General features: G+C 62.1%; 26 protein-coding genes and 1 other RNA gene. 21 read left to right on the top strand and 6 right to left on the bottom strand.

Features of this window, described 5'->3' with window-relative positions; genetic code table 11:
- Positions 1–28: 28 nt before the first annotated feature.
- Entirely contained in the window at positions 29–1069 is a 1041-nt protein-coding gene (locus C4Q26_RS07285) for an NADP(H)-dependent aldo-keto reductase (protein WP_104882926.1), read from the bottom strand.
- Between the two features lie 257 nt (positions 1070–1326).
- On the opposite strand from C4Q26_RS07285, the gene rplM reads away from it, so the two are divergent.
- The 7 genes from rplM (at position 1327) to C4Q26_RS07250 (ending at position 6199) form a co-directional block, all read left to right on the top strand.
- Positions 1327–1755 (top strand): 50S ribosomal protein L13, encoded by a 429-nt coding sequence (gene rplM / locus C4Q26_RS07280; RefSeq protein WP_023378810.1) that lies wholly within the window; start codon positions 1327–1329, stop codon positions 1753–1755.
- Between the two features lie 15 nt (positions 1756–1770).
- On the top strand, positions 1771–2163 hold the full coding sequence (gene rpsI / locus C4Q26_RS07275; protein ID WP_003260797.1) for a 30S ribosomal protein S9: 393 nt from the start codon (positions 1771–1773) through the stop codon (positions 2161–2163).
- Positions 2164–2426: 263 nt separating this feature from the next.
- A complete protein-coding gene (gene petA, locus C4Q26_RS07270; protein WP_023378811.1) occupies positions 2427–3020 on the top strand; it encodes a ubiquinol-cytochrome c reductase iron-sulfur subunit in 594 nt (197 codons plus the stop codon).
- On the top strand, positions 3020–4231 hold the full coding sequence (locus C4Q26_RS07265) for a cytochrome bc complex cytochrome b subunit (RefSeq protein WP_023378812.1): 1212 nt from the start codon (positions 3020–3022) through the stop codon (positions 4229–4231). The genes petA and C4Q26_RS07265 overlap by 1 nt, the downstream gene beginning before the upstream one ends.
- The gene (locus tag C4Q26_RS07260; RefSeq protein WP_023378814.1) at positions 4231–5010 is read left to right on the top strand and encodes a cytochrome c1; all 780 of its coding nucleotides are present in this window, start codon (positions 4231–4233) and stop codon (positions 5008–5010) included. The genes C4Q26_RS07265 and C4Q26_RS07260 overlap by 1 nt, the downstream gene beginning before the upstream one ends.
- Positions 5011–5130: 120 nt before the next feature.
- Positions 5131–5754, top strand: a complete 624-nt coding sequence (locus tag C4Q26_RS07255) for a glutathione S-transferase N-terminal domain-containing protein (RefSeq protein ID WP_027908079.1) — start codon at positions 5131–5133, stop codon at positions 5752–5754.
- Positions 5755–5764: 10 nt separating this feature from the next.
- Entirely contained in the window at positions 5765–6199 is a 435-nt protein-coding gene (locus C4Q26_RS07250) for a ClpXP protease specificity-enhancing factor (protein ID WP_023378817.1), read from the top strand.
- A 53-nt stretch (positions 6200–6252) separates the two neighbouring features.
- Here the strand turns inward: C4Q26_RS07250 and C4Q26_RS07245 are convergent, their stop codons facing one another.
- From C4Q26_RS07245 to C4Q26_RS07225, 5 genes are all read right to left on the bottom strand, one after another.
- Positions 6253–6471, bottom strand: a complete 219-nt coding sequence (locus tag C4Q26_RS07245) for a YgdI/YgdR family lipoprotein (RefSeq protein ID WP_023378819.1) — start codon at positions 6469–6471, stop codon at positions 6253–6255.
- 122 nt (positions 6472–6593) lie between these two features.
- Positions 6594–7172 (bottom strand): BON domain-containing protein, encoded by a 579-nt coding sequence (locus tag C4Q26_RS07240; protein ID WP_023378820.1) that lies wholly within the window; start codon positions 7170–7172, stop codon positions 6594–6596.
- Positions 7169–7762 (bottom strand): phosphoheptose isomerase, encoded by a 594-nt coding sequence (locus tag C4Q26_RS07235; protein WP_012274070.1) that lies wholly within the window; start codon positions 7760–7762, stop codon positions 7169–7171. The genes C4Q26_RS07240 and C4Q26_RS07235 overlap by 4 nt, the downstream gene beginning before the upstream one ends.
- An 86-nt stretch (positions 7763–7848) precedes the next feature.
- Positions 7849–8220 carry a YraN family protein gene (locus tag C4Q26_RS07230; RefSeq protein WP_023378821.1) on the bottom strand — a complete coding sequence of 124 codons (372 nt, stop codon included), beginning with the start codon at positions 8218–8220 and terminating at the stop codon, positions 7849–7851.
- Entirely contained in the window at positions 8220–10037 is a 1818-nt protein-coding gene (locus C4Q26_RS07225; RefSeq protein ID WP_023378822.1) for a penicillin-binding protein activator, read from the bottom strand. Before C4Q26_RS07225 ends, C4Q26_RS07230 begins: the two co-directional genes overlap by 1 nt.
- 268 nt (positions 10038–10305) lie before the next feature.
- Between C4Q26_RS07225 and rsmI the strand changes: the two genes are divergently transcribed.
- The 14 genes from rsmI (at position 10306) to C4Q26_RS07155 (ending at position 25233) form a co-directional block, all read left to right on the top strand.
- On the top strand, positions 10306–11100 hold the full coding sequence (gene rsmI / locus C4Q26_RS07220; RefSeq protein ID WP_238346471.1) for a 16S rRNA (cytidine(1402)-2'-O)-methyltransferase: 795 nt from the start codon (positions 10306–10308) through the stop codon (positions 11098–11100).
- Positions 11101–11167: 67 nt separating this feature from the next.
- Positions 11168–11541: RNase P RNA component class A (gene rnpB / locus C4Q26_RS07215), an RNA gene on the top strand.
- Positions 11542–11848: 307 nt separating this feature from the next.
- A complete protein-coding gene (gene mraZ, locus C4Q26_RS07210) occupies positions 11849–12304 on the top strand; it encodes a division/cell wall cluster transcriptional repressor MraZ (RefSeq protein WP_016395508.1) in 456 nt (151 codons plus the stop codon).
- Positions 12301–13248 carry a 16S rRNA (cytosine(1402)-N(4))-methyltransferase RsmH gene (rsmH, locus tag C4Q26_RS07205; protein ID WP_023378825.1) on the top strand — a complete coding sequence of 316 codons (948 nt, stop codon included), beginning with the start codon at positions 12301–12303 and terminating at the stop codon, positions 13246–13248. Before mraZ ends, rsmH begins: the two co-directional genes overlap by 4 nt.
- Positions 13245–13538 (top strand): cell division protein FtsL, encoded by a 294-nt coding sequence (ftsL, locus tag C4Q26_RS07200; protein WP_023378826.1) that lies wholly within the window; start codon positions 13245–13247, stop codon positions 13536–13538. The genes rsmH and ftsL overlap by 4 nt, the downstream gene beginning before the upstream one ends.
- Entirely contained in the window at positions 13538–15277 is a 1740-nt protein-coding gene (locus C4Q26_RS07195) for a penicillin-binding protein 2 (RefSeq protein WP_177429857.1), read from the top strand. The genes ftsL and C4Q26_RS07195 overlap by 1 nt, the downstream gene beginning before the upstream one ends.
- Positions 15274–16764: a UDP-N-acetylmuramoyl-L-alanyl-D-glutamate--2,6-diaminopimelate ligase gene (locus C4Q26_RS07190; RefSeq protein ID WP_177429827.1), complete on the top strand. Its 1491-nt coding sequence runs from the start codon at positions 15274–15276 to the stop codon at positions 16762–16764. Before C4Q26_RS07195 ends, C4Q26_RS07190 begins: the two co-directional genes overlap by 4 nt.
- Positions 16757–18124: a UDP-N-acetylmuramoyl-tripeptide--D-alanyl-D-alanine ligase gene (murF, locus tag C4Q26_RS07185; RefSeq protein ID WP_023378829.1), complete on the top strand. Its 1368-nt coding sequence runs from the start codon at positions 16757–16759 to the stop codon at positions 18122–18124. The genes C4Q26_RS07190 and murF overlap by 8 nt, the downstream gene beginning before the upstream one ends.
- Complete coding sequence (gene mraY, locus C4Q26_RS07180; RefSeq protein ID WP_023378830.1) at positions 18124–19206, top strand: phospho-N-acetylmuramoyl-pentapeptide-transferase; 1083 nt, start codon at positions 18124–18126, stop codon at positions 19204–19206. The genes murF and mraY overlap by 1 nt, the downstream gene beginning before the upstream one ends.
- Before the next feature lie 6 nt (positions 19207–19212).
- Positions 19213–20559 carry a UDP-N-acetylmuramoyl-L-alanine--D-glutamate ligase gene (gene murD / locus C4Q26_RS07175; RefSeq protein WP_023378831.1) on the top strand — a complete coding sequence of 449 codons (1347 nt, stop codon included), beginning with the start codon at positions 19213–19215 and terminating at the stop codon, positions 20557–20559.
- The gene (gene ftsW / locus C4Q26_RS07170) at positions 20556–21770 is read left to right on the top strand and encodes a putative lipid II flippase FtsW (protein ID WP_023378832.1); all 1215 of its coding nucleotides are present in this window, start codon (positions 20556–20558) and stop codon (positions 21768–21770) included. The genes murD and ftsW overlap by 4 nt, the downstream gene beginning before the upstream one ends.
- Positions 21760–22839 carry an undecaprenyldiphospho-muramoylpentapeptide beta-N-acetylglucosaminyltransferase gene (gene murG / locus C4Q26_RS07165; protein WP_104882924.1) on the top strand — a complete coding sequence of 360 codons (1080 nt, stop codon included), beginning with the start codon at positions 21760–21762 and terminating at the stop codon, positions 22837–22839. The genes ftsW and murG overlap by 11 nt, the downstream gene beginning before the upstream one ends.
- A complete protein-coding gene (gene murC / locus C4Q26_RS07160; protein ID WP_023378834.1) occupies positions 22832–24280 on the top strand; it encodes a UDP-N-acetylmuramate--L-alanine ligase in 1449 nt (482 codons plus the stop codon). Before murG ends, murC begins: the two co-directional genes overlap by 8 nt.
- Positions 24277–25233: a D-alanine--D-alanine ligase gene (locus C4Q26_RS07155; protein WP_104882923.1), complete on the top strand. Its 957-nt coding sequence runs from the start codon at positions 24277–24279 to the stop codon at positions 25231–25233. Before murC ends, C4Q26_RS07155 begins: the two co-directional genes overlap by 4 nt.
- Positions 25234–25236: the final 3 nt, after the last annotated feature.

Below are 25236 nucleotides of genomic sequence, written 5' to 3'. Positions count from 1 at the left end.
CCCGCGAAGCAGGCAATTGTGGTTCGGGTCAAGGCGCCGGATTGGGCTGCTGCTGATGAATCGCCTCGATCCCCGCCAGCAGCTCATCGCTGAGGTTCAGTGCCAGGCTATTGAGGTTGCTCTTGAGCTGATCCAGGTCGGTCGCTCCGATGATATTGCTGGTCACGAACGGTTGCCGAGTCACGAACGCCAAGGCCATTTGCGCCGGGTCCAGGCCATGATCGCGGGCCAGTTGCACGTAGCGGCTGCAGGCTGCGACTGTCTGTGGGTTGGAGTAGCGGGCGAAGCGGCTGAACAGGGTCAAGCGTGCCTTTGCAGGGCAGGCGCCATTCTCGTATTTGCCCGAGAGCATGCCGAACGCCAGTGGCGAGTAGGCCAGCAGGCCGCATTGTTCGCGAATCGCCACTTCCGCCAGGCCCACCTCGAAGCTGCGGTTGAGCAGGTTGTACGGGTTCTGGATCGACACCGCGCGCGGCCAGCCACGGGCCTCGGCCAGTTGCAGGAACTTCATGGTGCCCCACGGCGTTTCGTTGGACAGGCCTACATGGCGGATCTTGCCGGCGCGAACCTGCTCATCGAGCACTTCGAGGGTTTCCTCCAGCGGGGTGAAGTGGTCCTGCGGCAGGTGTTGGTAGCCCAGTTTGCCGAAGAAGTTGGTGCTGCGTTCGGGCCAGTGCAGTTGGTACAGGTCGATGCAGTCGGTCTGCAGGCGCTTGAGGCTTTCGTCCAGCGCCGCGACGATGTGCTGGCGGTTGTGCTTGAGCTGGCCGTCGCGGATATGGCTGATACCGTTGCCAGGGCCCGCGACCTTGCTGGCGAGGATCCAGTCGTCACGATCACCGTGCTCGCTGAACCACTTTCCGATGATCCGCTCGGTGGCGGCATAGGTCTCGGGGCGGGGTGGCACCGGGTACATTTCGGCGGTGTCGATGAAGTTGATCCCGGCCTGCTTGGCCAGGGCGATCTGTTCGAAGGCCTCTTCCTGGGTGTTCTGCTCGCCCCAGGTCATGGTGCCCAGGCACAGGGCGCTGACGTGGAGGTCGGTACGGCCGAGCTTGCGGTATTCCATCGGAAAGACTCTCCTTGGCAAAGATGCCCATAAAAGCAGGTTGAATTTTCTGGCGCAATCTGGATAATTCGGCCCCTCTCCGTGTGGCGGAAGTGATGCACCACCATGCAGGAAGAACCCCGTCGAACATTGGCGTGCCCGACCCGAGCCCCCAAAAGCGTCAGCGTTCGGCTGCGCGCTTGCCCTTGGCAAGTTGTGCACTATCCAGTAAGATTCGCCGTCTATTTTTCGCTGGGCGGCCTCTGAGGCTTTAGAGAATGAAAACTTTTACTGCTAAACCGGAAACAGTAAAGCGCGAGTGGTTCGTAGTCGACGCCGCTGGCCAGACCCTGGGTCGTCTGGCTACCGAAATCGCTAGCCGTCTGCGTGGCAAGCACAAACCAGAATACACCCCTCACGTTGACACCGGCGACTACATCGTCGTTATCAACGCCGAGCAGGTTCGTGTGACTGGTGCCAAGTCTTCCGACAAAATGTACTACTCCCACTCCGGTTTCCCAGGCGGCATCAAGGAAATCAGCTTCGAGAAGCTGATCGACAAAGCCCCTGAGCGTGTTATCGAAACCGCGGTCAAAGGCATGCTGCCTAAGAACCCGCTGGGTCGCGACATGTACCGCAAGCTGAAAGTGTACGCGGGTGCAACTCACCCACACACTGCTCAGCAGCCTCAAGAACTGAAGATCTAACGGGAAAAGTTCATTATGTCGGCGACTCAAAATTACGGCACTGGCCGTCGCAAGACCGCAACCGCTCGCGTTTTCCTGCGTCCGGGCACTGGCAACATCTCCATCAACAACCGTTCTCTGGACGTGTTCTTCGGTCGCGAAACCGCTCGCATGGTTGTTCGCCAGCCGCTGGAGCTGACCGAGACCGTTGAGAAGTTCGACATCTATGTCACCGTTTCCGGTGGTGGTGTCAGCGGTCAAGCCGGTGCGATCCGTCACGGTATCACCCGCGCTCTGATGGAATACGACGAAACCCTGCGTGGCGCTCTGCGTCGTGCTGGCTACGTCACCCGCGACGCTCGTGAAGTTGAGCGTAAGAAAGTGGGTCTGCGTAAAGCGCGTAAGCGTCCTCAGTACTCCAAGCGTTAATACCGCTTCGGCAGTCAAAGAAGCCCGGTTCCTTTGGAACCGGGCTTTTTTTATGTCTTGAACTAACCTGTCAGCATGTCGGTGACAACTGGCCGCATAGACGCAGATCAAGCAAAGCGAGGGTTGTAGCCCGTTGCAGGGGTAATCACCTTGTCAGTGTGTGGTTTTGTTTCTTACCATGGCGGCCAATTTTTAGTGCCACAGACATTACCTAAGTACAGGCCTGATTCAACAGGCCAAGCAAGCTGATGGGAGAGGACTGAATGAGCAATGACGGCGTCAACGCAGGCCGGCGCCGCTTCCTCGTAGCCGCGACATCCGTGGTCGGGGCGGCGGGGGCAGTGGGGGCTGCGGTACCGTTCGTAGGGTCATGGTTTCCCAGTGCCAAGGCGAAGGCCGCAGGTGCACCGGTGAAGGTCAACATCGCCAAGGTCGAACCCGGGCAGCAGATGGTGGCCGAGTGGCGCGGCCAGCCTGTATTTATCGTCAGGCGAACGGAAGAGATCCTCGGGAATCTCAAGAAGATCGCCGGTGAGCTGTCCGACCCTGAATCGAAGGCATCGGTGCAGCCGGCCTATGTCGATCCCCAAGTGCGTTCGATCAAGCCGGAGATCCTCATTCTCGTCGGTCTGTGCACCCACCTTGGGTGTTCCCCGACGTTCCGTCCGGAAGTGGCGCCGGCCGACCTTGGTCCTAAATGGGTGGGTGGCTACTTCTGCCCTTGCCATGGCTCCCACTACGATCTGGCCGGGCGGGTTTACAAGGCCCAGCCTGCACCTCTCAACCTGCCAGTGCCGCCTCACTCTTACGAGTCGGACGACATCATTGTCATCGGCGTCGATCAGGAGAACGCATGATGAGCAAGTTCATGGACTGGATTGATGCTCGCTTCCCCGCTACCAAGATGTGGGAAGACCACCTGAGCAAGTATTACGCGCCCAAGAACTTCAACTTCCTGTACTTCTTCGGCTCCCTGGCCCTGTTGGTATTGGTCAACCAGATCGTCACGGGTGTGTGGCTGACCATGAGCTTCACGCCGTCGGCGGAAGAGGCCTTTGCCTCGGTCGAATACATCATGCGTGACGTGGAATACGGCTGGATCCTGCGTTACCTGCACTCCACGGGGGCGTCGGCATTCTTCATCGTGGTCTACCTGCACATGTTCCGCGGATTGCTCTACGGCTCCTACCAGAAGCCCCGTGAGCTGGTGTGGTTGTTCGGCATGCTGATCTACCTGGCGCTGATGGCCGAGGCCTTCATGGGCTATCTGCTGCCTTGGGGGCAAATGTCCTATTGGGGCGCCCAGGTGATCATTTCGCTGTTCGGTGCCATTCCGGTGATCGGCGATGACCTCACTCAGTGGATTCGTGGTGACTACCTGATCTCCGGCATCACCTTGAACCGCTTCTTCGCCCTGCATGTCGTGGCCTTGCCGATCGTCATCCTGGGCCTGGTCGTGCTGCACATCCTCGCGTTGCACGAAGTAGGTTCGAACAACCCCGATGGCGTCGATATCAAGAAGAAGAAGGACGAAAACGGCATACCGCTGGACGGCATTCCGTTCCACCCGTACTACACCGTCAAGGATATCGTCGGCGTGGTGGTCTTCCTCTTCGTATTCTGTGCCGTGGTGTTCTTCTTCCCGGAAATGGGTGGCTATTTCCTGGAAAAACCGAACTTCGAGCAGGCAAATGCCTTCAAGACGCCAGAGCATATCGCCCCGGTGTGGTACTTCACGCCGTTCTACGCAATCCTTCGGGCGGTTCCTGACAAGCTGTTCGGGGTGATCGCCATGGGGGCGGCCATTGCCGTGCTGTTCGTGTTGCCCTGGCTTGACCGCAGTCCTGTGCGCTCGATGCGCTACAAAGGCTGGTTGAGCAAGATCTTCCTGCTGGTGTTCTGCGTGGCCTTCGTGATCCTCGGTGTGCTGGGCGTTCTGGCGCCGACACCAGGGCGCACCTTGCTGTCGCAGGTGTGCACGGTGTTGTACTTCGCCTACTTCCTGCTGATGCCGTTCTACACAAGGCTTGAGAAGACCAAACCGGTTCCGGAAAGGGTGACTGGCTGATGAAAAAGTTGATTGCAGTATTTTTGCTGGCAGTGATGCCTGCCTTTTCCTACGCTGCCGAAACTGGCCTGACGTTGGACAAGGTCGATATCGACCTCGCCGACAAAGCGGCCATGCAGGATGGTGCTCGTACCTTCGCCAACTATTGCATGGGCTGTCACAGTGCGAAGTTCCAACGCTATGAGCGTGTGGCCGATGACTTGGGCATTCCACACGAGCTGATGCTCGAGAAACTGGTGTTCACCGGTGCCAAGATTGGCGACCACATGAAGATCGGCATGCAGCCCAGTGATGCCAAGACCTGGTTCGGCGCGGCGCCACCTGACCTGACGCTGGTTGCCCGGGTGCGCGGTACCGACTGGTTGTACACCTACCTGCGCAGCTTCTATGAAGACAAGTCGCGTCCTTATGGTGTCAACAACAAGGTGTTCCCGAACGTCGGCATGCCCAACGTGCTGGTGGGACTGCAGGGTAACCAGGTCATCGGCTGCAAGCAGGTGCAGACCGTGGTCGACGGCAAGAAGCAATTCGACCCATTGACAGGTAGTCCGCTGACCCATGAGGCTTGTGACCAGCTGACCATTACGCCGAATTCCGGTACCCTGACCACCGAGCAGTTCGACGAGAAGGTCAAGAACCTGGTGACCTTCCTGGCCTATTCGGCCAACCCGGTCAAACTGGAAAGCCAGCGTATCGGTACTTATGTGTTGCTGTACCTGGCTTTCTTCTTCGTATTCGCCTATTTGCTCAAGCGCGAATACTGGAAGGACGTGCACTGATCACGCAGTAGTTTCTGGTAGTTGAACGCGCCCTGGGCGCTCCACCGCTGACGCGGAGGGGCCTCCAGGGCGCGTTTGCATTTGCAGTTTCTTAAGCATCCCCATGCGAGGAGGCGCTACATGGGCGCAACCAACAGGTTAGCCTGCTATTCCGACCCCGCTGATCACTATTCCCATCGCGTGCGCCTGGTGCTCGCGGAGAAAGGCGTCAGCGTGCAGATCATCGATGTGGATCGCGGTCGTCTGCCACCCAAGCTGGTTGAAGTGAACCCCTATGGGAGCGTGCCGACCCTGGTCGACCGTGACCTGGCGTTGTATGAATCGACCGTGGTGATGGAGTACCTTGAGGAGCGGTACCCGCATCCGCCACTGATGCCGGTATACCCGGTGGCACGTGGCAACAGCCGTCTGCTGATACATCGTATCCAGCGCGACTGGTGTGCGCTGGCCGATACCATCCTCGATGCGCGCAGCGCCGATGCCGCGCGTACAGAGGCGCGCAAGGCGTTGCGCGAGAGCTTGACCGGCGTGTCGCCGCTGTTTGCCGAGTTCGCTTGCTTCATGAGCGAGGAGCAAAGCCTGGTCGACTGTTGTCTACTGCCCATACTCTGGCGTTTGCCGGTATTGGGTATCGAATTGCCGCGGCAGGCCAAGCCGCTGCTGGATTACATGGAGCGACAGTTTGCCCGTGAGCCATTCCTGGCAAGCCTGTCCTCCGTTGAACGTGAAATGCGCAAGCTTTAAGGAGCCGTTGATGAACTCCAGTCGCCCCTATCTGGTTCGAGCGCTGTACGAGTGGATCGTCGACAACGATTGCACCCCTCATATGCTGGTCAATGCCGAATATCCGGCGGTCCAGGTGCCGCAAGGCTTCGCCAGTGACGGTCAGATCGTCCTGAATATTTCCCCCAGCGCGGTACGCAGCCTGCACATGGACAACGAAGCGGTGAGCTTCGAAGGCCGGTTCGGCGGTGTGGCGCATTCGCTGTTCGTGCCAGTTGGCGCGATCCTCGGTATCTATGCCCGCGAAAACGGCCAGGGTATGGTCTTCGAGCTGGAGCCTCCACTGATGGATGGCGACGACGACATCGAAGATGAAGGTGTCGAGCCGGATGACGATGGCCCGCCTGAGGGAGGTGGCCAGCCGCCGCGTCCGAGTGGGCGGCCAAGCCTGAAGGTGGTCAAGTAAACAAAAAAGGCGATCCATGCGGGATCGCCTTTTTTATGGCTGCGGGCCAGGACTTACAGGTCGCTGATGCTGCGCACCTGGTCCTTGTTGACGCGGGTGCGTTTGCCGTCGAGCTGCTGGAATTCGTAGAAGCCAGCGTCCTGGTCGAACTGCGGCTCATCGACGGTCTGGAACTCGCGGCCGTCGTTGAGAGTGATCAGGCTTGGAGTGGAGCAGCCGGCCAGGGTGGCGAAGGCGCCGATCAGCAGGGCGGGCAGCAGAAGCTTTTTCATGCGGTGTTTCCTGGGTTTCTGTAGGGGTGGTGCGGAGGGAGGCCCATGCCGGCTCCGTACAGGTCGTTTCCACCTGCAGGAGCCGGTCGCCGGCGATCATTCCGGTGCGGGCAATCAAGGAATCAGTCGATGTACTCGTACAGCTTGACGATTTTCTGCACGCCCGACACGCCCTGTACCACGGCGGTGGCTGCGTTGGCCTCGCCTTGGGTGACCAGGCCGAGCAGATAGACGATACCGTTTTCGGTGATCACCTTGATGCGCGAGCTGGGTACGTTGGCGTCAGCCAGCATCTGGGTCTTGATCTTGGTGGTCAGCCAGGCGTCGTTGTTGCGCGCAAGGATGGAGGAGGGCTGCATCACTTGCAGCTCGTTGTGTACTTTCTTGACCCGCTGGACCTGGCTGGCGGTCTGTTCCGCCAGGCTCTTGAGGTCGGCGCGAGGTGTCTGGCCGGCAAGCAGCACGATGCCGTTATAGCTGCTGACGACAATGTGCGAACCTTTGTCCAGGTCCGGGCTGGCCTTGGCGATGTTTACCGCAGCCTTGGTTTCGATCAGCGAATCGTCGATCTTGCTACCGATGGTGCGAGTGCCGCGATCATCCTCGATCGGCGAGTTGCGGGTCGAGGTCAGTACCGAGCTGCAGCCGGTGACGCTCAGGCACAGGGTCAGGGCCATCAGGCCGAGGCGCTTGGGGATCATTCTTCACTCCCGAACAGTTGGCTGTCGATCAGATCGCACAGGCAATGGATCGCCAGCAGGTGGACTTCCTGGATGCGTGCAGTGACCGTCGAGGGCACGCGAATCTCGACGTCCTCGGGCAGCAGCAGTGAAGCCATGCCGCCGCCGTCACGACCGGTCAATGCTACGACAATCATTTCACGATCATGTGCGGCCTGGATGGCCTGAATGACGTTCGCCGAATTGCCGCTGGTGGAAATGGCCAGCAGAACGTCGCCCGGTTGGCCCAGGGCGCGGATCTGCTTGGAAAAGACCTCGTTGTAGCTGTAGTCGTTGGCAATTGAGGTCAGGGTCGAGCTATCGGTGGTCAGGGCAATGGCCGGCAGACTCGGGCGCTCGCGTTCGAAGCGGTTGAGCAGCTCCGACGAGAAATGCTGGGCATCGCCGGCCGAGCCGCCGTTGCCACAGGCGAGCATCTTGCCCTCGTTGAGCAGTGCGTTGACCATGACCAGACTGGCCTGCTCGATGTGCGGTGCCAGGATGTCCATTGCCTGTTGCTTGGTGTCGATGCTGGCCTGGAACAGCCGGCGAATTCGGGATTGCATGTCCATCGGGTGACCTTAAGTGGGGCGGTGGCCGGCGCGGCGCGCAACAGAGACCAGCCCGCGAAACATAGAGCAAAAAAAATGAAGTGGGTTCAGCATTCGAAGGCGTTTTTCAGCCATTGAAGCGGTCGGCCTGCATGCTGGCTGCCCTGCAGGGCGACAACGTCGAAGCGGCAGGGTTGGTTGGCCCAACGGGACTCCTTCTGCAAGAACAGGCTGGCGGCAAGCGCCAGTCTTTTCTGCTTGCGCCCGTCGATACTGCCGAGGGCGCCACCGAAGTCCGCATGCAAGCGGTAGCGGACTTCGACGAATACTACTGTATCGGCGTCGAGCATGACCAGATCAAGCTCGCCGCCTTTACATCGCCAATTGCGAGCCAGCAGTTGCAGGCCTTGACCCTGAAGGTATTCAAGGGCTTGGTTTTCTGCGGTTTGGCCGGCACGGGTCGGCGATGCGTCCGGCATCAGCGCGCAGTGTCCGGCAGGCGCTTGATCTGGCCGCCCGAGAACTCGGCCCACGGCAGCTGACGCTCCACGCGCTGGTTGGCGTTCATGGTCAGGCTTCCGGAGAGGCCTTGCACGCGGTTATCCGGCAGTGCCTTGAGTTGGCCCAGGCGAGGCGCCAGGCTGTAGGCGTCAACGCCCATGGCGTACAGGCGGCCAAGGCTGCCGGCGGCTTGCGGCCACTGTTGGACCACTTGTTGACGCAAATTGTTGGTGGTGTCGAGCAGCCACGGGGTTTCGCAGAAGCGAATGCCGTTCATGTCGTTGTACTGGTTGACGTCACCGCTGGCGCTGTAGAGGTTCGAGGTGGCGTATACCGGTACGTCGCCCGCGTACTGGAAGTTCAGCGTCGGCTTGATCTGTTGCGCCTGTTGCGGGGTCGAGGCGAGGAAGATGAAGTCGATGTCCTGGCGACGCGAAGGCTGTGCGGCAATGTTGCCACCTACCGTGCTTTGCAAGCTCTGGGCGCGACCTTCGCTCTGGCGAAGTTGGAACAGGTCGGCGATTTGCTGGGCCAGGGCTACTGGCTGGGCGATGCGCTCGGCGGCCAGCAGGGTGCCGCCGTTGCTCTCCCAGTCCTTGCGGAAGGCGGCAAGCACGCGGTCACCCCATTCGCCGCTCGGCACCAGGGCAACGGCCCGGACCATGCCGTCGGCACGGGCGCGGCGAGACACTTCGCGAGCTTCGTCCTCGGCGGCCAGGCCGAACTGGAACAGTTGCGGTGGGGTGGCTTGCCCGGCGTCCGCGTAGTTCAGCGCCAGGGTGGTGATTGGCAGTTGCGGGTAGGCCGCGAGCTTTTTCACCAGTGGTTTTTCCAGTGGGCCGACCACCAGCTGTACGCCTGCGGCCTGCGCCTGGCGGTAGAAGTCGTCGAGGGAGGTGATGCGCGAGCTATCGAAGACCTGAACGGCGGGCGCCGGCTGGCCGGCCTGCTGGGCCTGGAAGTGCGCAGCCATGAAGCCATCACGCAGGGCGCGGGCGACACCGGCCAGTGGGCCCTCCTGAGGCAGCAGCAGGGCGATCTTGGTCAGTGGCTGGCTGGCCAGTTCCTTGAGCTTGGTCAGCGCCAGCGGCAGTTGCTGTGCTGCAGGGTGGTCAGGGTGCTGCTTGCGCCAGGTTTCGATGGCCGCTTGCTGCTGCTCAAGGGTGCCGGCGCTCTTCACTGCAAGGGCCAGGCTGGTCCAGCCGCCCAGGGTTTCGTTGCCTGCTGGCTGCTGCAGCTGTTCGGCCGGCAGTGATGCCACCAGCGCCCAGATCGAATCGTTGTTGCTGCTGGCGGCCTGGCCACTGAGCAGGGGTGCCAGCAGAACGCGCTGCTGGGCTGCGGCAAGCGCCTGGCCGTCGGCTTCGAGGGCGGCGGCATGCACATTGTAGGTGCGGGCCTGTTGTTCTTCCGGCAGCTCGGCAACGCGTTGCAGGCTCGGGTGCGACAAGGCGGCCAGCGCCGCCTTGGGCTGCTTGCGGCTCATCGCCAGTTCTGCGGCGAGGGTGCTGGCGAACACCTGCTGCGCAGGCTTGAGCGTGTCCAGTGGTACTTGTTCGAGAATGCGCGCGGCGCGCGGGAAGTCCTTCTGCTTGTAGGCCAGGTCGGCGGCGCTCAGGCGCAGCAGTGCGGCATCTTCCGCAGATTTGCTGGTGGAGGCTTTTTCGAGCAGTTGCTCGATGCTGGCGTCCGGGGTGCGTGGCAGTTCGCCCAGGCTGGATGAGGGCGAGCTGGCGCAGGCTGCCAGCAAGGTAGCGAGGCAGAGGGCTGTGAGCAGCCGCAGGCAAGCGATCATGTAAAGGTCCTGTTACTCGATCAAGTTGGCCGGCAATTGTACCCAAGCGCTGGCCGGGGCGCGATGTCGCCGATGCGGAACCTTCACTATAGGTGGCTCACCATTGGTCGTATGCGAAGTTCTTTGCGCTCTGTAACAAGCGCTCGGGCTACAATGGCGCCTTTGATCCGAAAGACAGGTGTGCGCAGTGACTGATGTGGCAGGGGCTTCCAAAACCACCGTGGGTACGCTGTACGTCGTGGCAACGCCCATTGGCAACCTTGACGACATGAGCGCCAGGGCGCTGAAGGTACTGGCCAATGTCGCCCTGATAGCGGCCGAGGACACCCGGCACTCGATCCGCTTGCTGCAGCACTTTGGCATCGATACGCCGCTGGCTGCCTGCCATGAACACAATGAACGCGACGAAGGCGGTCGGTTCCTGGGCAAGCTGTTGGCCGGCGACGATGTGGCGTTGGTCTCCGATGCTGGTACGCCGCTGATTTCCGATCCTGGCTACCACTTGGTGCGTCAGGCGCGAGCGGCAGGCGTCAATGTGGTCCCGGTGCCAGGTGCGTGCGCGTTGATCGCCGCACTGTCGGCAGCGGGCCTGCCGTCCGACCGGTTCATCTTCGAAGGCTTCCTGCCTGCGAAGGCTGCCGGTCGCCGTGCCCGGCTCGAGCAGGTAAAGGAAGAGCCTCGTACGTTGATCTTCTACGAGGCGCCTCACCGTATCCTCGAGTGCCTGGAAGACATGGAGGCTGTGTTCGGGGCCGAGCGGCCGGCACTGCTTGCACGTGAACTGACCAAGACCTTCGAGACGCTCAAGGGCTTGCCCCTGGGTGAGCTGAGAGCTTTTGTCGCCAGCGATGCCAACCAGCAGCGCGGTGAGTGCGTGGTGTTGGTGGGCGGCTGGAGTGCGCCGGAGGGCGACCAGGCCATCAGCGCCGAGGCCCAGCGGGTGCTGGATCTGTTGCTGGCGGAATTGCCGCTCAAGCGCGCGGCGGCATTGGCTGCGGAAATCACCGGTGTGCGCAAGAATCTGTTGTATCAGGCCGCACTTGAAAAGCAGAAAGCCCAGTAGTGGCCTTATGCTATTCTTTGCGGTATGGCTTGTTCTTGGGCGCGCCTACCGTTAACCTTGGCGGCGGAGAGTCGATCGGACAGTCGCTGCCTGCTTTTGTTCTGCAACTTTTGTTGCGTGACGGCAGGGGGAGGAAAGTCCGGGCTCCATAGGGCAGGGTGCCAGGTAACGCCTGGGAGGCGCGAGCCTACGGAAAGTGCCACAGAAAACAACCGCCTAAGCACTTCGGTGCCGGTAAGGGTGAAAAGGTGCGGTAAGAGCGCACCGCACGGCTGGCAACAGTCCGTGGCTAGGTAAACCCCACTCGGAGCAAGACCAAATAGGGTTCCATTAGGCGTGGCCCGCGTCGGAACCGGGTAGGTTGCTAGAGGCGTCCAGTGATGGCCGTCGTAGAGGAATGACTGTCCTCGACAAAACCCGGCTTACAGATCGACTCTCCACCTTCCTCTCCTGCTTGAATCGATAGCAGATCCCTCTTGGTAATACCGAAAAATTCTTACTCTTAATAAATCACTTTAACTTCAAACTCTATCCGTCTGGGAGCGTTTGATTTTCCCCGTCTTTTTTTCTTTCCGGCAGTGCTTCCTTCTTCCCTTGTTGCGCTAAATCTCGGTCCTGTAAGGGTTTTCCTTATGAACGTGCCTTGACGGTGCAGCGGGCGGATTCCTATAGTGTGCGCAAGTGGCAGAAAGTGGGATGAAGTGGGTTTTCTGGCACAAAAAAGCTAACATTGTGGGGAATCGCAGCCGTGTTCCGCGGAGCCAACGCCGTCAGCCTCGATGCAAAGGGCCGTCTCGCAATGCCGAGCCGGTACCGTGACGAGCTCGATTCGCGTTGCAATGGCCAGCTGATCGTGACCATCGATGCCGTTGATCCCTGCTTGTGCGTATACCCCCTCGATGAGTGGGAACAGATAGAAGCCAAGTTGCGTGCCTTGCCGTCGTTGCGTGAGGAAAACCGCCGCCTGCAGCGTCTGCTGATCGGCAATGCGGTTGACCTGGAGCTCGATGGCAGCGGGCGTTTCCTGGTACCGCCCCGTTTGCGCGAATACGCCAAGCTCGACAAGAAGGCGATGCTGGTGGGGCAACTGAACAAATTCCAGTTGTGGGATGAGGATGCCTGGAACGTGGTTTCGGCAGCCGACCTCGCAGCTATTCAACAACCGGGCGCCATGCCCGACGATTTGCGTGACCTGATCCTGTGACCATAGATAGCGGCTTCAACCACATTACCGTATTGCTCGACGAAGCTGTCGAGGCATTGGCCCTGCGCGCCGACGGTTGCTATCTGGACGGCACCTTTGGCCGTGGCGGACACAGTCGGCTGATTCTCAGCAAGCTCGGGCCGCAAGGTCGCTTGCTGGGCTTCGACAAAGATCCACAGGCGATTGCAACCGGGCAAGCGCTGGCGGCCGAAGACGGCCGCTTTGTCATTGTGCAGCGCAGCTTTGCCGAGCTGGGCTCGGAGGTGGCCGCGCGCGGGCTGGATGGCAAGATCAGCGGCATCCTGCTCGACCTGGGCGTGTCTTCGCCGCAGCTGGACGACCCCGAGCGCGGTTTCAGCTTCCTCAATGATGGCCCCCTGGACATGCGCATGAACCCGGACCAGGGCATCAGTGCCGCCGAGTTCATCGCCACCGCTGCCGAGGAAGAGATCGCCCGCGTCTTCAAGGAATACGGCGAAGAGCGTTTCGCCAAGCGCATGGCCCGTGCCGTGGTGCAGCGTCGCGAACAACAGCCGTTCACCCGCACCGCCGATCTCGCCGAAGTGCTCAAGGTGGCCAACCCTGCCTGGGAAAAGGGCAAGAACCCAGCGACCCGGGCATTCCAGGGCCTGCGCATTCACGTCAATAACGAGCTGGGCGACCTCGAAGCCGGCCTGGAGGCTGCAATCGATGCGCTTGAGGTCGGTGGCCGCCTTGCCGTCATCAGCTTCCACTCACTCGAAGACCGTATCGTCAAACTGTTCATGCGCAAGCTGGCCAAAGGCGAGGCGGACAATCTGCCGCGCAACCTGCCGGTGCAGCACAAAGCCTTCGAACCGAAAATCCGCCTGATCGGCAAGGCGCAATTCGCCTCCGAAGCAGAGCTCAAAGCCAACCCGCGGGCACGCAGTGCCGTCATGCGGGTGGCGGAGAAACTGCGGTGAGCCGGCTTTTTGCCAAGCCTCTTCCAGGTGGGAGCTTCCTGATGCTTCTGCTGTTCGTCGCTGTCCTGATTTCGGCCATCGCGGTGTCCTACAGCGCCCACTGGAACCGTCAGTTGCTCAACACGTTGTACGGTGAGTTGAACGAGCGCGACAAAGCCCAGGCCGAATGGGGGCGCCTGATCCTCGAACAAAGTACCTGGACTGCTGCCAGCCGTATCGAGAGCCTGGCTTCCGAGCAGCTCAAGATGCGCGTTCCTGCGGCTGACGAAGTGCGAATGGTGGCGCCATGATGAAGCTCGAAGGCGCACTCTACCCCTGGCGCTTCCGGGTCGTGATCGGCTTGCTGGCTTTGATGGTCGGTGCCATCTGTTGGCGTATCATCGACCTGCAGGTGGTCGATCGTGACTTCCTCAAGGGCCAGGGCGACGCACGCAGCCTGCGCCACATCCCGATTCCAGCACACCGTGGTCTGATCACCGACCGCAACGGTGAGCCGCTCGCCGTCAGTACGCCGGTCACCACCTTGTGGGCCAACCCCAAGGAGATGCAGGCATCCAAGGACCGCTGGCCTCAACTGGCTGCTGCGCTTGGGCAGAATGTCCAGCAATTGACCGAGCGTCTGACCCAGCAGGCGAACAAGGAATTCATCTACTTGGTGCGCGGCCTGACCCCGGAGCAGGGCCAGCATGTGCTCGACCTCAAGGTGCCGGGTGTCTACGGCCTGGAGGAGTTCCGCCGCTTCTATCCAGCTGGCGATGTCACCGCGCACATGGTCGGTTTCACCGACCTGGACGACCACGGTCGCGAAGGGGTCGAACTGGCCTACGACGAATGGCTGGCCGGAGTGCCCGGCAAGCGGCAAGTGATCAAGGACCGGCGTGGCCGGCTGATCAAGGACATTCAGGTAACCAAGAACGCCAAGGCCGGAAAGACCTTGGCGTTGTCGATAGACCTGCGCCTGCAGTACCTGGCGACCCGCGAACTGCGCAACGCCATCGCCGAGCAGGACGCCAAGGCCGGCAGCCTGGTGATCATGGACGTCAAGACCGGCGAAGTCCTGGCGATGGTCAACCAGCCGACCTACAACCCGAACAATCGCCGTAGCATGTTCCCGGCCGCGATGCGCAACCGGGCGATCATCGACGTGTTCGAGCCGGGCTCGACCGTCAAGCCGATCTCCATGAGTGCGGCACTGGAAAGCGGTCGCTGGAAGCCTACCGACAAGGTCGAGGTGTATCCGGGCAGCCTGCAGATCGGCCGCTACACCATCAAGGACGTGTCCAAGAGCGAAGGCCCGATCCTCGACCTGACCGGCATCCTGATCAACTCCAGTAACGTGGGCATGAGCAAGATCGCCTTCGACATTGGTGGCGAGGCGATTTATCGGGTCATGTCCCAGGTTGGCCTGGGCCAATACACCGGCCTGGGCTTCCCGGGCGAGCGCGTCGGCAACCTGCCGAACCACCGTGAGTGGCGCAAGGCCGAAACCGCGACCCTTTCCTATGGCTACGGCGTTTCGGTCACCGCCTTGCAGTTGGTGCACGCCTACGCGGCGCTGGCCAACGACGGCAAGATGGTGCCGCTGTCGATCCTCAAGGTCGACAAGGCGCCTGAAGCCGTGCAGGCGATTCCCAAGGAAACCGCCGAAACCATCCAGGGCATGCTGCAGCAGGTCATCGAAGCGCCGCGCGGCGTGTTCCGTGCCCAGGTGCCGTTCTATCACGTCGGTGGCAAGTCCGGTACGGCGCGTAAGGCCACGGTTGGCTCCAAGGGCTACACCGAGAACGCCTACCGTTCGTTGTTCGCCGGCTTCGGGCCGATGAGCGACCCGCGTTACGCCATCGTCGTGGTCATCGACGAGCCGAGCAAGGGCGGTTACTTCGGCGGTCTGGTTTCGGCGCCGGTATTCAGCAAGGTCATGTCGGGCACCCTGCGCCTGATGAACGTGCCCCCAGACAACCTGCCGCCCCCAGCACCCGTTGAAACATCGCAAGTCAATGCAGCAGCCGCCAAGGGAGGGCGTGGATGATGACAATGCCATTGAGCAAGCTTTTCGCCCATGCCAGCCGCGATCCGCTGATTCGTGAGCTGACCCTGGACAGCCGCCATGTGCGCCCTGGTGACCTGTTCCTGGCCGTGCCAGGCGCGAAGGTCGATGGTCGTGATCATATTGCCGATGCCTTGGCCCGTGGCGCTGCCGCAGTGGCTTATGAAGAGCGTGGCGCCAATGTGCTGCCGCTGACCGACGTGCCGCTGATCCCGGTCAAGGGCCTGGTTGCCCAGTTGTCCAAGATTGCTGGGCACTTCTATGGTGAACCCAGCCGCCAGTTGAACCTGGTGGGTGTTACCGGCACCAACGGCAAGACCAGTGTCACCCAATTGGTGGCCCAGGCGCTCGATCTGCTTGGCCAACGTTGCGGCCTGATCGGCACCCTGGGTACTGGTTTCTATGGCGAGTTGCAGAGCGGTCGGCTGACCACGCCAGATCCGATTGCCGTGCAGTCGACCCTTAACGATCTCAAGAAGGGTGGCGCCAAGGCCGTGGCCATGGAGGTGTCCTCCCATGCGTTGGAGCAGGGGCGTGTCGCTGCGCTGGAATTCGACATCGCGGTCATGACCAACCTGTCCCGCGACCATCTGGATTACCACGGCAGCATGGAGGCATACGAGGCCGCCAAGGCCAAGTTGTTCGCATGGCCCAGCCTGCGTTGCCAGGTGGTCAATCTGGATGATGATTTCGGTCGACGCCTGGCCGAAGACTATGCCCGCCGCCCGAGTGTCGACCATGTCGAGACCCGGCTGCTCAGTTACAGCCTGGAAAACCCGGACGCTTCGCTGTTCTGCCGCGAAGCGCATTTCGATGATGATGGCGTGCGCGCCACACTGGTCACTGCCCAGGGCGAACGTATCCTGCGCAGCCAGCTGCTGGGCCGCTTCAACCTGAGCAACATGCTCGCCGCTGTTGCCACGCTGTTGGCGCTCGAGTACTCGCTTGACGAGATTCTCAAGGTCACCCCCGACTTGCAAGGGCCGGTCGGCCGCATGCAGCGCCTGGGTGGCGGTGACAAGCCGCTGGTGGTGGTCGATTACGCCCACACCCCGGATGCGCTGGAGAAGGTCCTCGAGGCCCTGCGTCCGCATGCTCACGGCAAGCTGCTATGCCTGTTCGGTTGTGGTGGCGACCGTGATCGCGGTAAGCGCCCGTTGATGGCCGACGTGGCCGAGCGCCTGGCCGACCGCGTGCTGGTCACTGACGACAACCCGCGTACCGAAGACCCCCTGCGCATCTTCGACGATATTCGCCCCGGTTTCAGCAAGCCGGACGCCGCCGAATTCGTCGCCGGTCGCGGTGAAGCCATCGCGCACCTGATCGCAACTGCCGCCGCCGATGACGTGATCGTCCTGGCCGGCAAGGGGCACGAGGACTACCAGGAGATCAACGGCCAGCGCCACGATTTCTCCGACCTGGTCGAAGCCGAGAAGGCACTTGCAGCCTGGGAGGCTCCGCATGCTTAAACCCATGATACTCAGCCACCTGACCACTGCACTGAATGCGCGGTTGGTGGGTACCGATGCCAGCTTCAACGGTGTCAGCATCGACAGCCGCAGCGTCAGCGCCGGCCAACTGTTCGTTGCCTTGACGGGGCCGCGTTTCGACGGCCACGACTACCTGGCTGATGTAAAAGCCAAGGGCGCGGTTGCTGCCTTGGTCGAGCGCGAAATCGCCGATGTCGAACTCCCCCAACTGGTCGTGGCCGATGCCCGGCTGGCCCTGGGACAGTTGGGTGCATTGAACCGCGCCGAGTTCGACAAGCCGGTCGTGGCGATCACCGGTTCCAGTGGCAAGACCACGGTCAAGGAAATGCTGGCGGCTATCCTGCGTACGCGTGGGGTGGTACATGCGACCCGTGGCAACCTGAACAACGACTTGGGCGCGCCGCTGACACTGCTGGAAATCGCTCCCGAGCACAGCGCCGCCGTCATCGAGCTGGGCGCGTCGCGCATTGGCGAAATCCGTTACACCGTGGGCCTCACCCAGCCACAGGTGGTCATCATCAACAATGCCGGTACTGCCCACGTGGGTGAGTTCGGTGGGCCGGAGAAAATCGTCGAGGCCAAGGGTGAAATCCTCGAAGGGCTGGGCGAGGGCGGCACCGCCATCCTCAACCTGGCAGACAAGGCCTTCGAGATCTGGCGCAAGCGTGCCGGCACTCATCGGGTCCTGAGCTTCGCCCTGGACAACCCGCAGGCGGACTTCCATGCCAGGGATATCGGGCGTGATGCCCGGGGTTGCCCGTCCTTCACCCTGGTGGGGCCAGATGGCAGCGTGCCGGTGCAGCTCAACCTGCTCGGCACACACAACGTCAGCAACGCCCTCGCGGCCGCGGCCGCGGCCCATGCCGTTGGTCTGAGCCTGCACGGCATCGCCGTCGGGCTGGGCGCCGTGCAGCCGGTCAAGGGCCGGACTGTGGCGCAGATTGCGCCGAACGGCGTGCGCGTCATCGACGATAGCTACAACGCAAATCCCACCTCCATGTGCGCGGCCATTGATATACTCGCCGGCTTTTCCGGGCGCACCGTTCTGGTGCTTGGGGATATCGGCGAATTGGGCCAATGGGCCGAGGAAGGTCACCGTCAGGTGGGCGACTACGCGCGCGGCAAGGTCGATGCCTTGTATGCGGTGGGAACCAACATGACACACGCGGTCAAAGCGTTCGGCGCCAATGGCCGTCACTTCGCAACGCAAGCTGAGCTGATCGACGCCGTTCGCGGCGAGACGGCCAGCGACACCACAATCTTGATCAAGGGCTCGCGCAGCGCTGCGATGGAAAACGTCGTGGCGGCTTTGTGCGGTGCCAGCGGGGAGAAACATTAATGCTGCTGCTGTTGGCTGAGTATCTGCAACAGTTCCACAAAGGCTTCGCAGTCTTTCAGTACTTGTCCCTGCGCGGGATTCTCGGTGTACTGACCGCGTTGTCCCTGGCGCTGTGGCTGGGTCCGTGGATGATCCGCACCTTGCAGATTCGCCAGATCGGTCAGGCTGTCCGTAACGACGGCCCGCAATCGCACCTGTCCAAGTCCGGCACCCCGACCATGGGCGGTGCCTTGATCCTGTCCGCCATCGGCGTCAGCACCCTGTTGTGGGCCGACTTGAGCAATCGTTATGTGTGGGTCGTGCTGATCGTCACCCTGCTGTTCGGTGCCATCGGTTGGGTCGACGACTACCGCAAGGTGATCGAGAAGAACTCCCGCGGCTTGCCGAGTCGCTGGAAGTATTTCTGGCAGTCGGTGTTCGGCCTGGGAGCCGCGGTCTTCTTGTACAAGACCGCTCCGACCAGCATCGAGACCACCCTTATCGTGCCATTCCTCAAGGATGTCACCATCCCGCTGGGTATCGGCTTCGTCGTGCTGACGTACTTCGTGATCGTCGGCTCCAGCAACGCGGTCAACCTGACCGACGGCCTGGATGGCCTGGCCATCATGCCGACCGTGATGGTGGGCGGTGCCCTGGGTATCTTCTGCTACCTGTCGGGTAACGTGAAATTCGCCGAATACCTGTTGATCCCGTACGTGCCGGGCTCGGGCGAGCTGATCGTGTTCTGCGGCGCGCTGATCGGTGCGGGCCTGGGCTTCCTTTGGTTCAACACGTATCCGGCCCAGGTCTTCATGGGCGACGTTGGCGCACTGGCACTGGGGGCCGCGCTGGGTACCATCGCCGTGATCGTGCGTCAGGAAATCGTGCTGTTCATCATGGGCGGCGTGTTTGTCATGGAGACCTTGTCGGTGGTGATTCAGGTCGCCTCCTTCAAGCTCACGGGCAAGCGCGTGTTCCGCATGGCACCGATCCACCACCACTTTGAACTCAAGGGTTGGCCCGAACCGCGGGTGATCGTCCGTTTCTGGATCATCACCGTGATTCTGGTGCTGATCGGCCTTGCAACCCTGAAACTGAGGTAGATGAGCGTGTCACTGATCGCTTCCGACCAATTCCGCATCGTTGTCGGCCTCGGCAAGAGCGGCATGTCCCTGGTTCGCTTCCTGGCGAACCAGGGCATTGCCTTTGCGGTCGCCGACACCCGCGAGCAACCACCGGAACTGGAAACCCTGCGCCGTGAGTACCCGCAGGTGGAAGTGCGCTGTGGCGAGCTGGACGTGGACTTCCTGTGCCGCGCCAACGAGTTGTATGTGAGCCCAGGTCTTGCGCTGTCGACCCCGGCGCTGCAGCAGGCGGCCGCGCGTGGCGTGAAATTGTCGGGTGACATCGAGCTGTTCGCTCGCCACGCCAAGGCGCCGATCGTCGCGATCAGTGGTTCCAACGCCAAGAGCACCGTGACTACCCTGGTCGGCGAGATGGCGGCCAAGGCAGGAAAGCGAGTGGCAGTAGGCGGCAACCTCGGCACGCCGGCGCTGGATCTGCTCGCTGATGATGTCGAGCTGTACGTCCTGGAGTTGTCGAGCTTCCAGCTGGAAACCACCGACCAGCTCAACGCCGAAGTGGCCACGGTACTGAACATCAGCGAAGACCACATGGACCGCTACAGCGGGCTGCCGGCCTATCACTTGGCCAAGCACCGTATTTTCCGCGGCGCCCGTCAGGTCGTGGTAAACCGCCAGGATGCGCTGAGCCGCCCGCTGCCGATCGAAGGTCGCCCCTGCTGGACGTTCGGTCTCAATGCGCCTGACTTCAAGGCATTTGGCCTGCGCGAAGTCGACGGCGAGAAATACCTGGCCTTCGAGTTCCAGGCCTTGATGCCGGTGCGCGAGCTGAAGGTCCGTGGATCGCACAACCAGAGCAATGCCCTGGCTGCCCTGGCCCTTGGCCATGCTGCTGGCCTGCCGTTCGAGCCCATGCTCGAAGCCCTGCGTGAATTTGGTGGCCTGGCCCACCGCTGCCAATGGGTACGCGAGCGCAACGGGGTGAACTGGTACGACGATTCCAAGGCCACGAACGTGGGGGCGGCCCTGGCGGCCATCGAGGGCCTGGGGGCCGACATCGACGGCAAGCTGGTGCTGATCGCGGGTGGCGACGGCAAGGGTGCCGATTTCTCTGCCCTGCGCGAACCGGTAGCGCAGTACTGCCGCGCCGTGGTGCTGCTGGGCCGTGATGCCGAGCGCTTGGCCGAGGCTTTGGGTGATGGCGTGCAGTTGGTGCGGGTCAAGACGCTGGACGAGGCCGTGCACCAATGTGCCGAACTGGCCCGGTCCGGTGACGCCGTCTTGCTGTCGCCTGCCTGCGCCAGCCTCGATATGTTCAAGAACTTCGAAGAACGCGGGCGCCTGTTCGCCCAGGCGGCGGGAGGGCTTGCATGATCTTCGGCATCCTCAAGCCATACCCGTCGCCGCTGATCAGCGGACGTGGCATCGACCTCGATTTCCCGCTGCTGGCCGGGTGCCTGGCGCTGCTCGGCCTGGGCCTGGTGATGATCACCTCGGCTTCCTCGGAAGTGGCTGCGGTGCAGTCCGGCAATCCGCTTTATCACATGTTCCGCCACCTGGTTTACGTGGTCCTGGGTCTGGTGGCGTGTGGGGCGACCATGATGGTGCCTATCGCTACCTGGCAACGCATGGGCTTCATGATGCTGCTTGGCGCCTTCGGCCTGCTGGTACTGGTGCTGGTGCCAGGTATCGGTCGCGAAGTGAACGGTTCCATGCGCTGGATCGGCTTCAGTTTCTTCAACGTCCAGCCTTCGGAAATCGCCAAGGTGTTCGTGGTCATCTACCTGGCCGGCTACCTGGTAAGGCGGCAGACCGAGGTGCGCGAGACCTGGATGGGCTTCTTCAAGCCCTTCATCGTCCTGCTGCCCATGGCCGCGCTGCTGCTGATGGAGCCGGACTTCGGCGCCACCGTGGTCATGATGGGCGCAGCGGCGGCCATGCTGTTCCTCGGCGGGGTGGGGCTGTTCCGTTTCAGCTTGATGGTGGTGCTGGCGGTAGTGGCGGTGTTCGTGCTGGTGCAGGCACAGCCGTACCGGATGGCCCGTCTGATCACCTTCACCGATCCGTGGTCCGATCAGTTCGGTTCCGGCTACCAGTTGACCCAGGCGCTGATCGCCTTCGGCCGTGGCGAGTGGCTGGGCGTGGGGCTGGGCAACAGCGTGCAGAAGCAGTTCTACCTGCCCGAAGCGCATACCGACTTCGTGTTCTCGGTCCTGGCCGAGGAGCTGGGCGTCGTCGGTTCGCTGGCGACCATCGCTCTGTTCGTGTTCGTCACCGTGCGCGCCCTCTACATCGGCTTGTGGGCCGAGAAAGCCAAGCAGTTCTTCGCCGCCTACATGGCGTTCGGTCTGGCCTTCCTGTGGATCGGCCAGTTCCTGATCAATATCGGGGTGAACGTCGGTCTGTTGCCGACCAAGGGCCTCACCTTGCCGTTCCTCAGCTACGGAGGCAGCTCGCTGGTGATCTGCTGCGCCTGCGTGGGGTTGTTGCTGCGCATCGAGTGGGAAAGCCGCACGCACCTGGGTAGCGAGGAACATGAATTCAAGGAAAGCGATTTTGCCGAGGAGACCAGCCATGGCCGCTAACGGCAAAAACGTACTGATCATGGCGGGCGGCACCGGCGGGCATGTATTCCCGGCCCTGGCCTGCGCCCGTGAATTCCAGGCTCGCGGTTACAGCGTGCACTGGCTGGGCACGCCGCGCGGCATCGAAAACGAACTGGTGCCACAGGCCGGTCTGCCACTGCACCTGATCCAGGTCAGCGGCCTGCGCGGCAAGGGCAAGCTGTCGTTGCTCAAGGCACCGTTCACGTTGGTCAAGGCTGTGCTTCAGGCACGCCGTATCATTCGGCAGCTCAAGCCGGTATGCGTGCTGGGCTTCGGCGGCTACGTGACCGGCCCGGGCGGTGTCGCTGCGCGTCTGTGCGGCATACCGCTGGTCATTCACGAGCAGAACGCCCGCGCCGGCACTGCCAACCGCCTGCTGGTACCGCTGTCGGCACGCGTTTGCGAAGCGTTTCCGAACACCTTCGAGGCCAGCGACAAACGTCGCACCACGGGTAACCCCGTGCGCCCTGAGCTGTTCATGGACGCTCAGCGTGCGCCTTTGGCCGAGCGCCGGGCCCGCCTGTTGGTCATGGGGGGCAGCCTGGGTGCGGAACCCTTGAACAAATTGTTGCCTAAGGCCCTGTCCGAGGTGCCCGCGAACCTGCGGCCCGAGGTATTCCACCAGGCCGGCAAGCAGCACGCGCCGATCACCGCCGAGCGTTACCGCGAGGCTGGGGTCCAGGCTCAGGTCGAACCGTTCATCAAGGACATGGCCCAAGCCTATGCCTGGGCCGATATCGTGGTCTGCCGGGCCGGTGCCCTGACCGTCAGCGAACTCGCGGCGGCTGGCCTGCCTTCGATGCTGGTGCCCTTGCCCCATGCCATCGACGATCACCAGACCCATAACGCCCAATACCTGTCTCGGGAAGGCGCGGCCTTCCTGATGCCACAAGCGACAACTGGCGCAGCGCAGCTCGCTGAACGCCTGAACGAGGTGCTGATGCAACCCGAGAAACTCAACACCATGGCCAGCACCGCACGGAGCCTGGCCAAACCTGCTGCAACCAGCACCGTGGTCGACATCTGCCTGGAGGTGGCACATGGTTGAAAGCCAGAAAGCCATGCCCCAGCCGAAAATGGGTCGGATCAACCGTATTCACTTCGTCGGTATCGGCGGTGTGGGCATGTGCGGTATTGCCGAAGTGCTGCTCAACCTGGGCTACCAGGTGTCCGGTTCCGACCTGAAGGCCTCGCCAGTTACCGAGCGCCTGGAATCGTTCGGTGCCCAGATCTTCGTCGGCCACCGTGCCGAGAACGCCGCCAATGCCGACGTGCTGGTCGTGTCCAGCGCCATCAATCCGGCCAACCCGGAAGTCGCCACCGCACTGGAGCGCCGCATTCCAGTGGTGCCGCGCGCTGAGATGCTTGCCGAGCTGATGCGCTATCGCCACGGCGTAGCGGTTGCCGGTACCCACGGCAAGACCACCACCACCAGTCTGCTGGCCTCGGTGTTCGCCGCGGGTGGCCTGGACCCGACCTTCGTCATCGGCGGGCGCCTGACGGCGGCCGGGACCAACGCGCAGTTGGGCACCAGCCGTTACCTGATCGCCGAAGCCGATGAAAGCGATGCCAGCTTCCTGCACCTGCAGCCGATGGTCGCGGTAGTCACCAACATCGACGCCGACCACATGGCCACCTATGAAGGCGACTTCAACAAGCTGAAGAAAACCTTCGTGGAGTTCCTGCACAACCTGCCGTTCTACGGCCTGGCCGTGATGTGCCTGGACGACCCGGTAGTGCGCGAGATCCTGCCGCAGGTCAAGCGCCCGACGGTCACCTACGGTTTCAGCGAAGAGGCCGACGTGCGCGCCATCAACGTGCGCCAGCAGGGCATGCAGACCCACTTCACCGTGCTGCGCCGCGACCGCGAGCCGCTGGATGTGTCGGTGAACATGCCCGGTAACCACAACGTGTTGAACGCCTTGGCCACCATCGCCATCGCCACTGACGAAGGCATCAGCGACGAAGCCATCGTCCAGGGCTTGTCCGGCTTCCAGGGCGTGGGGCGGCGCTTCCAGGTCTACGGCGAGCTGCCAGTCGAAGGCGGCAGCGTGATGCTGGTCGACGACTACGGTCACCACCCGACCGAAGTGGCTGCGGTCATCAAGGCCGTACGTGGCGGCTGGCCAAGCCGTCGACTGGTGATCGTCTACCAGCCGCACCGCTACAGCCGTACCCGTGACCTGTACGACGACTTCGTGCAGGTGCTCGGCGACGCCAACGTGCTGCTGTTGATGGAAGTCTACCCGGCCGGCGAAGAGCCGATTCCGGGTGCCGACAGCCGTCAGCTCTGCCACAGCATCCGTCAGCGCGGCAAGCTCGACCCCATCTATATCGAACGTGGCGTGGAACTCGCGCCGTTGGTCCAGCCGCTGCTGCGCGCCGGCGACATCCTGCTGTGCCAGGGTGCCGGTGATGTCGGCGGTCTGGCCCCGCAATTGATGAAAAGCCCGCTGTTCGCTGGCGCCAAGCAGGAGAAGTCGAAATGACCAGCGCCTACGACAAGCTGCATTCCACCCTCGACGTCAAGGCATTCGGTCGTGTCGCCGTGCTGTACGGCGGCAAGAGCGCCGAGCGCGAGGTGTCGCTGAAGTCTGGCGCCGCCGTGATCGATGCGCTGACCACTGCCGGTGTGGACGTGGTAGGCATCGATGTGGGTGATGACCTGCTGGCCCGCCTGCAGAGCGAGAAGATCGACCGCGCCTTCATCATTCTCCACGGCCGTGGCGGTGAAGACGGCAGCATGCAAGGCCTGCTCGAGTGCCTAGGCATCCCTTACACCGGTAGCGGGATCCTGGCGTCTGCCCTGGCCATGGACAAGCTGCGCACCAAGCAGGTGTGGCAGAGCCTGGGCATTCCGACACCGTGCCACGCCGTGCTGGCCAGCGAGAGCGATTGTGTTGCCGCCGGTGCGGAACTGGGCTTCCCGTTGATCGTCAAACCGGCCCATGAAGGTTCAAGTATCGGCATGGCGAAGGTGAACAGCGTGCAAGAGCTGGTCGCCGCCTGGAAGGACGCCGCCAAGTACGATTCGCAAGTTCTGGTCGAGCAATGGATTCACGGCCCGGAGTTCACCATCGCAGTGTTGCGCGGGCAGGTGCTGCCTCCGATTGCGCTGGGCACCCCGCACGTGTTCTACGACTACGACGCCAAGTACATTGCCAATGACACCCAGTACCGCATTCCGTGCGGCCTGGACAGTGCCAAGGAAAAGGAACTGATCGACCTGACCGCGCGCGCCTGCGATGCCATCGGCATCGAAGGCTGGGGGCGGCTGGACGTGATGCAGGACGAGCAGGGCCGGTTCTGGCTGCTCGAAGTCAACACCGCACCCGGCATGACCGACCATAGCCTGGTGCCCATGGCGGCGCGCGCGGCCGGCCTGGACTTCCAGCAACTGGTGCTGGCGATCCTGGCTGAAAGCGTCGTGACGCGAGGTTAAGAG

This window comes from Pseudomonas sp. SWI44, from assembly GCF_002947915.1.
In the GTDB taxonomy this organism is placed as follows: domain Bacteria; phylum Pseudomonadota; class Gammaproteobacteria; order Pseudomonadales; family Pseudomonadaceae; genus Aquipseudomonas; species Aquipseudomonas taiwanensis.
Note: the sequence above shows the minus strand (reverse complement) of the source record. Positions and strands in the feature narration are given on the sequence as shown.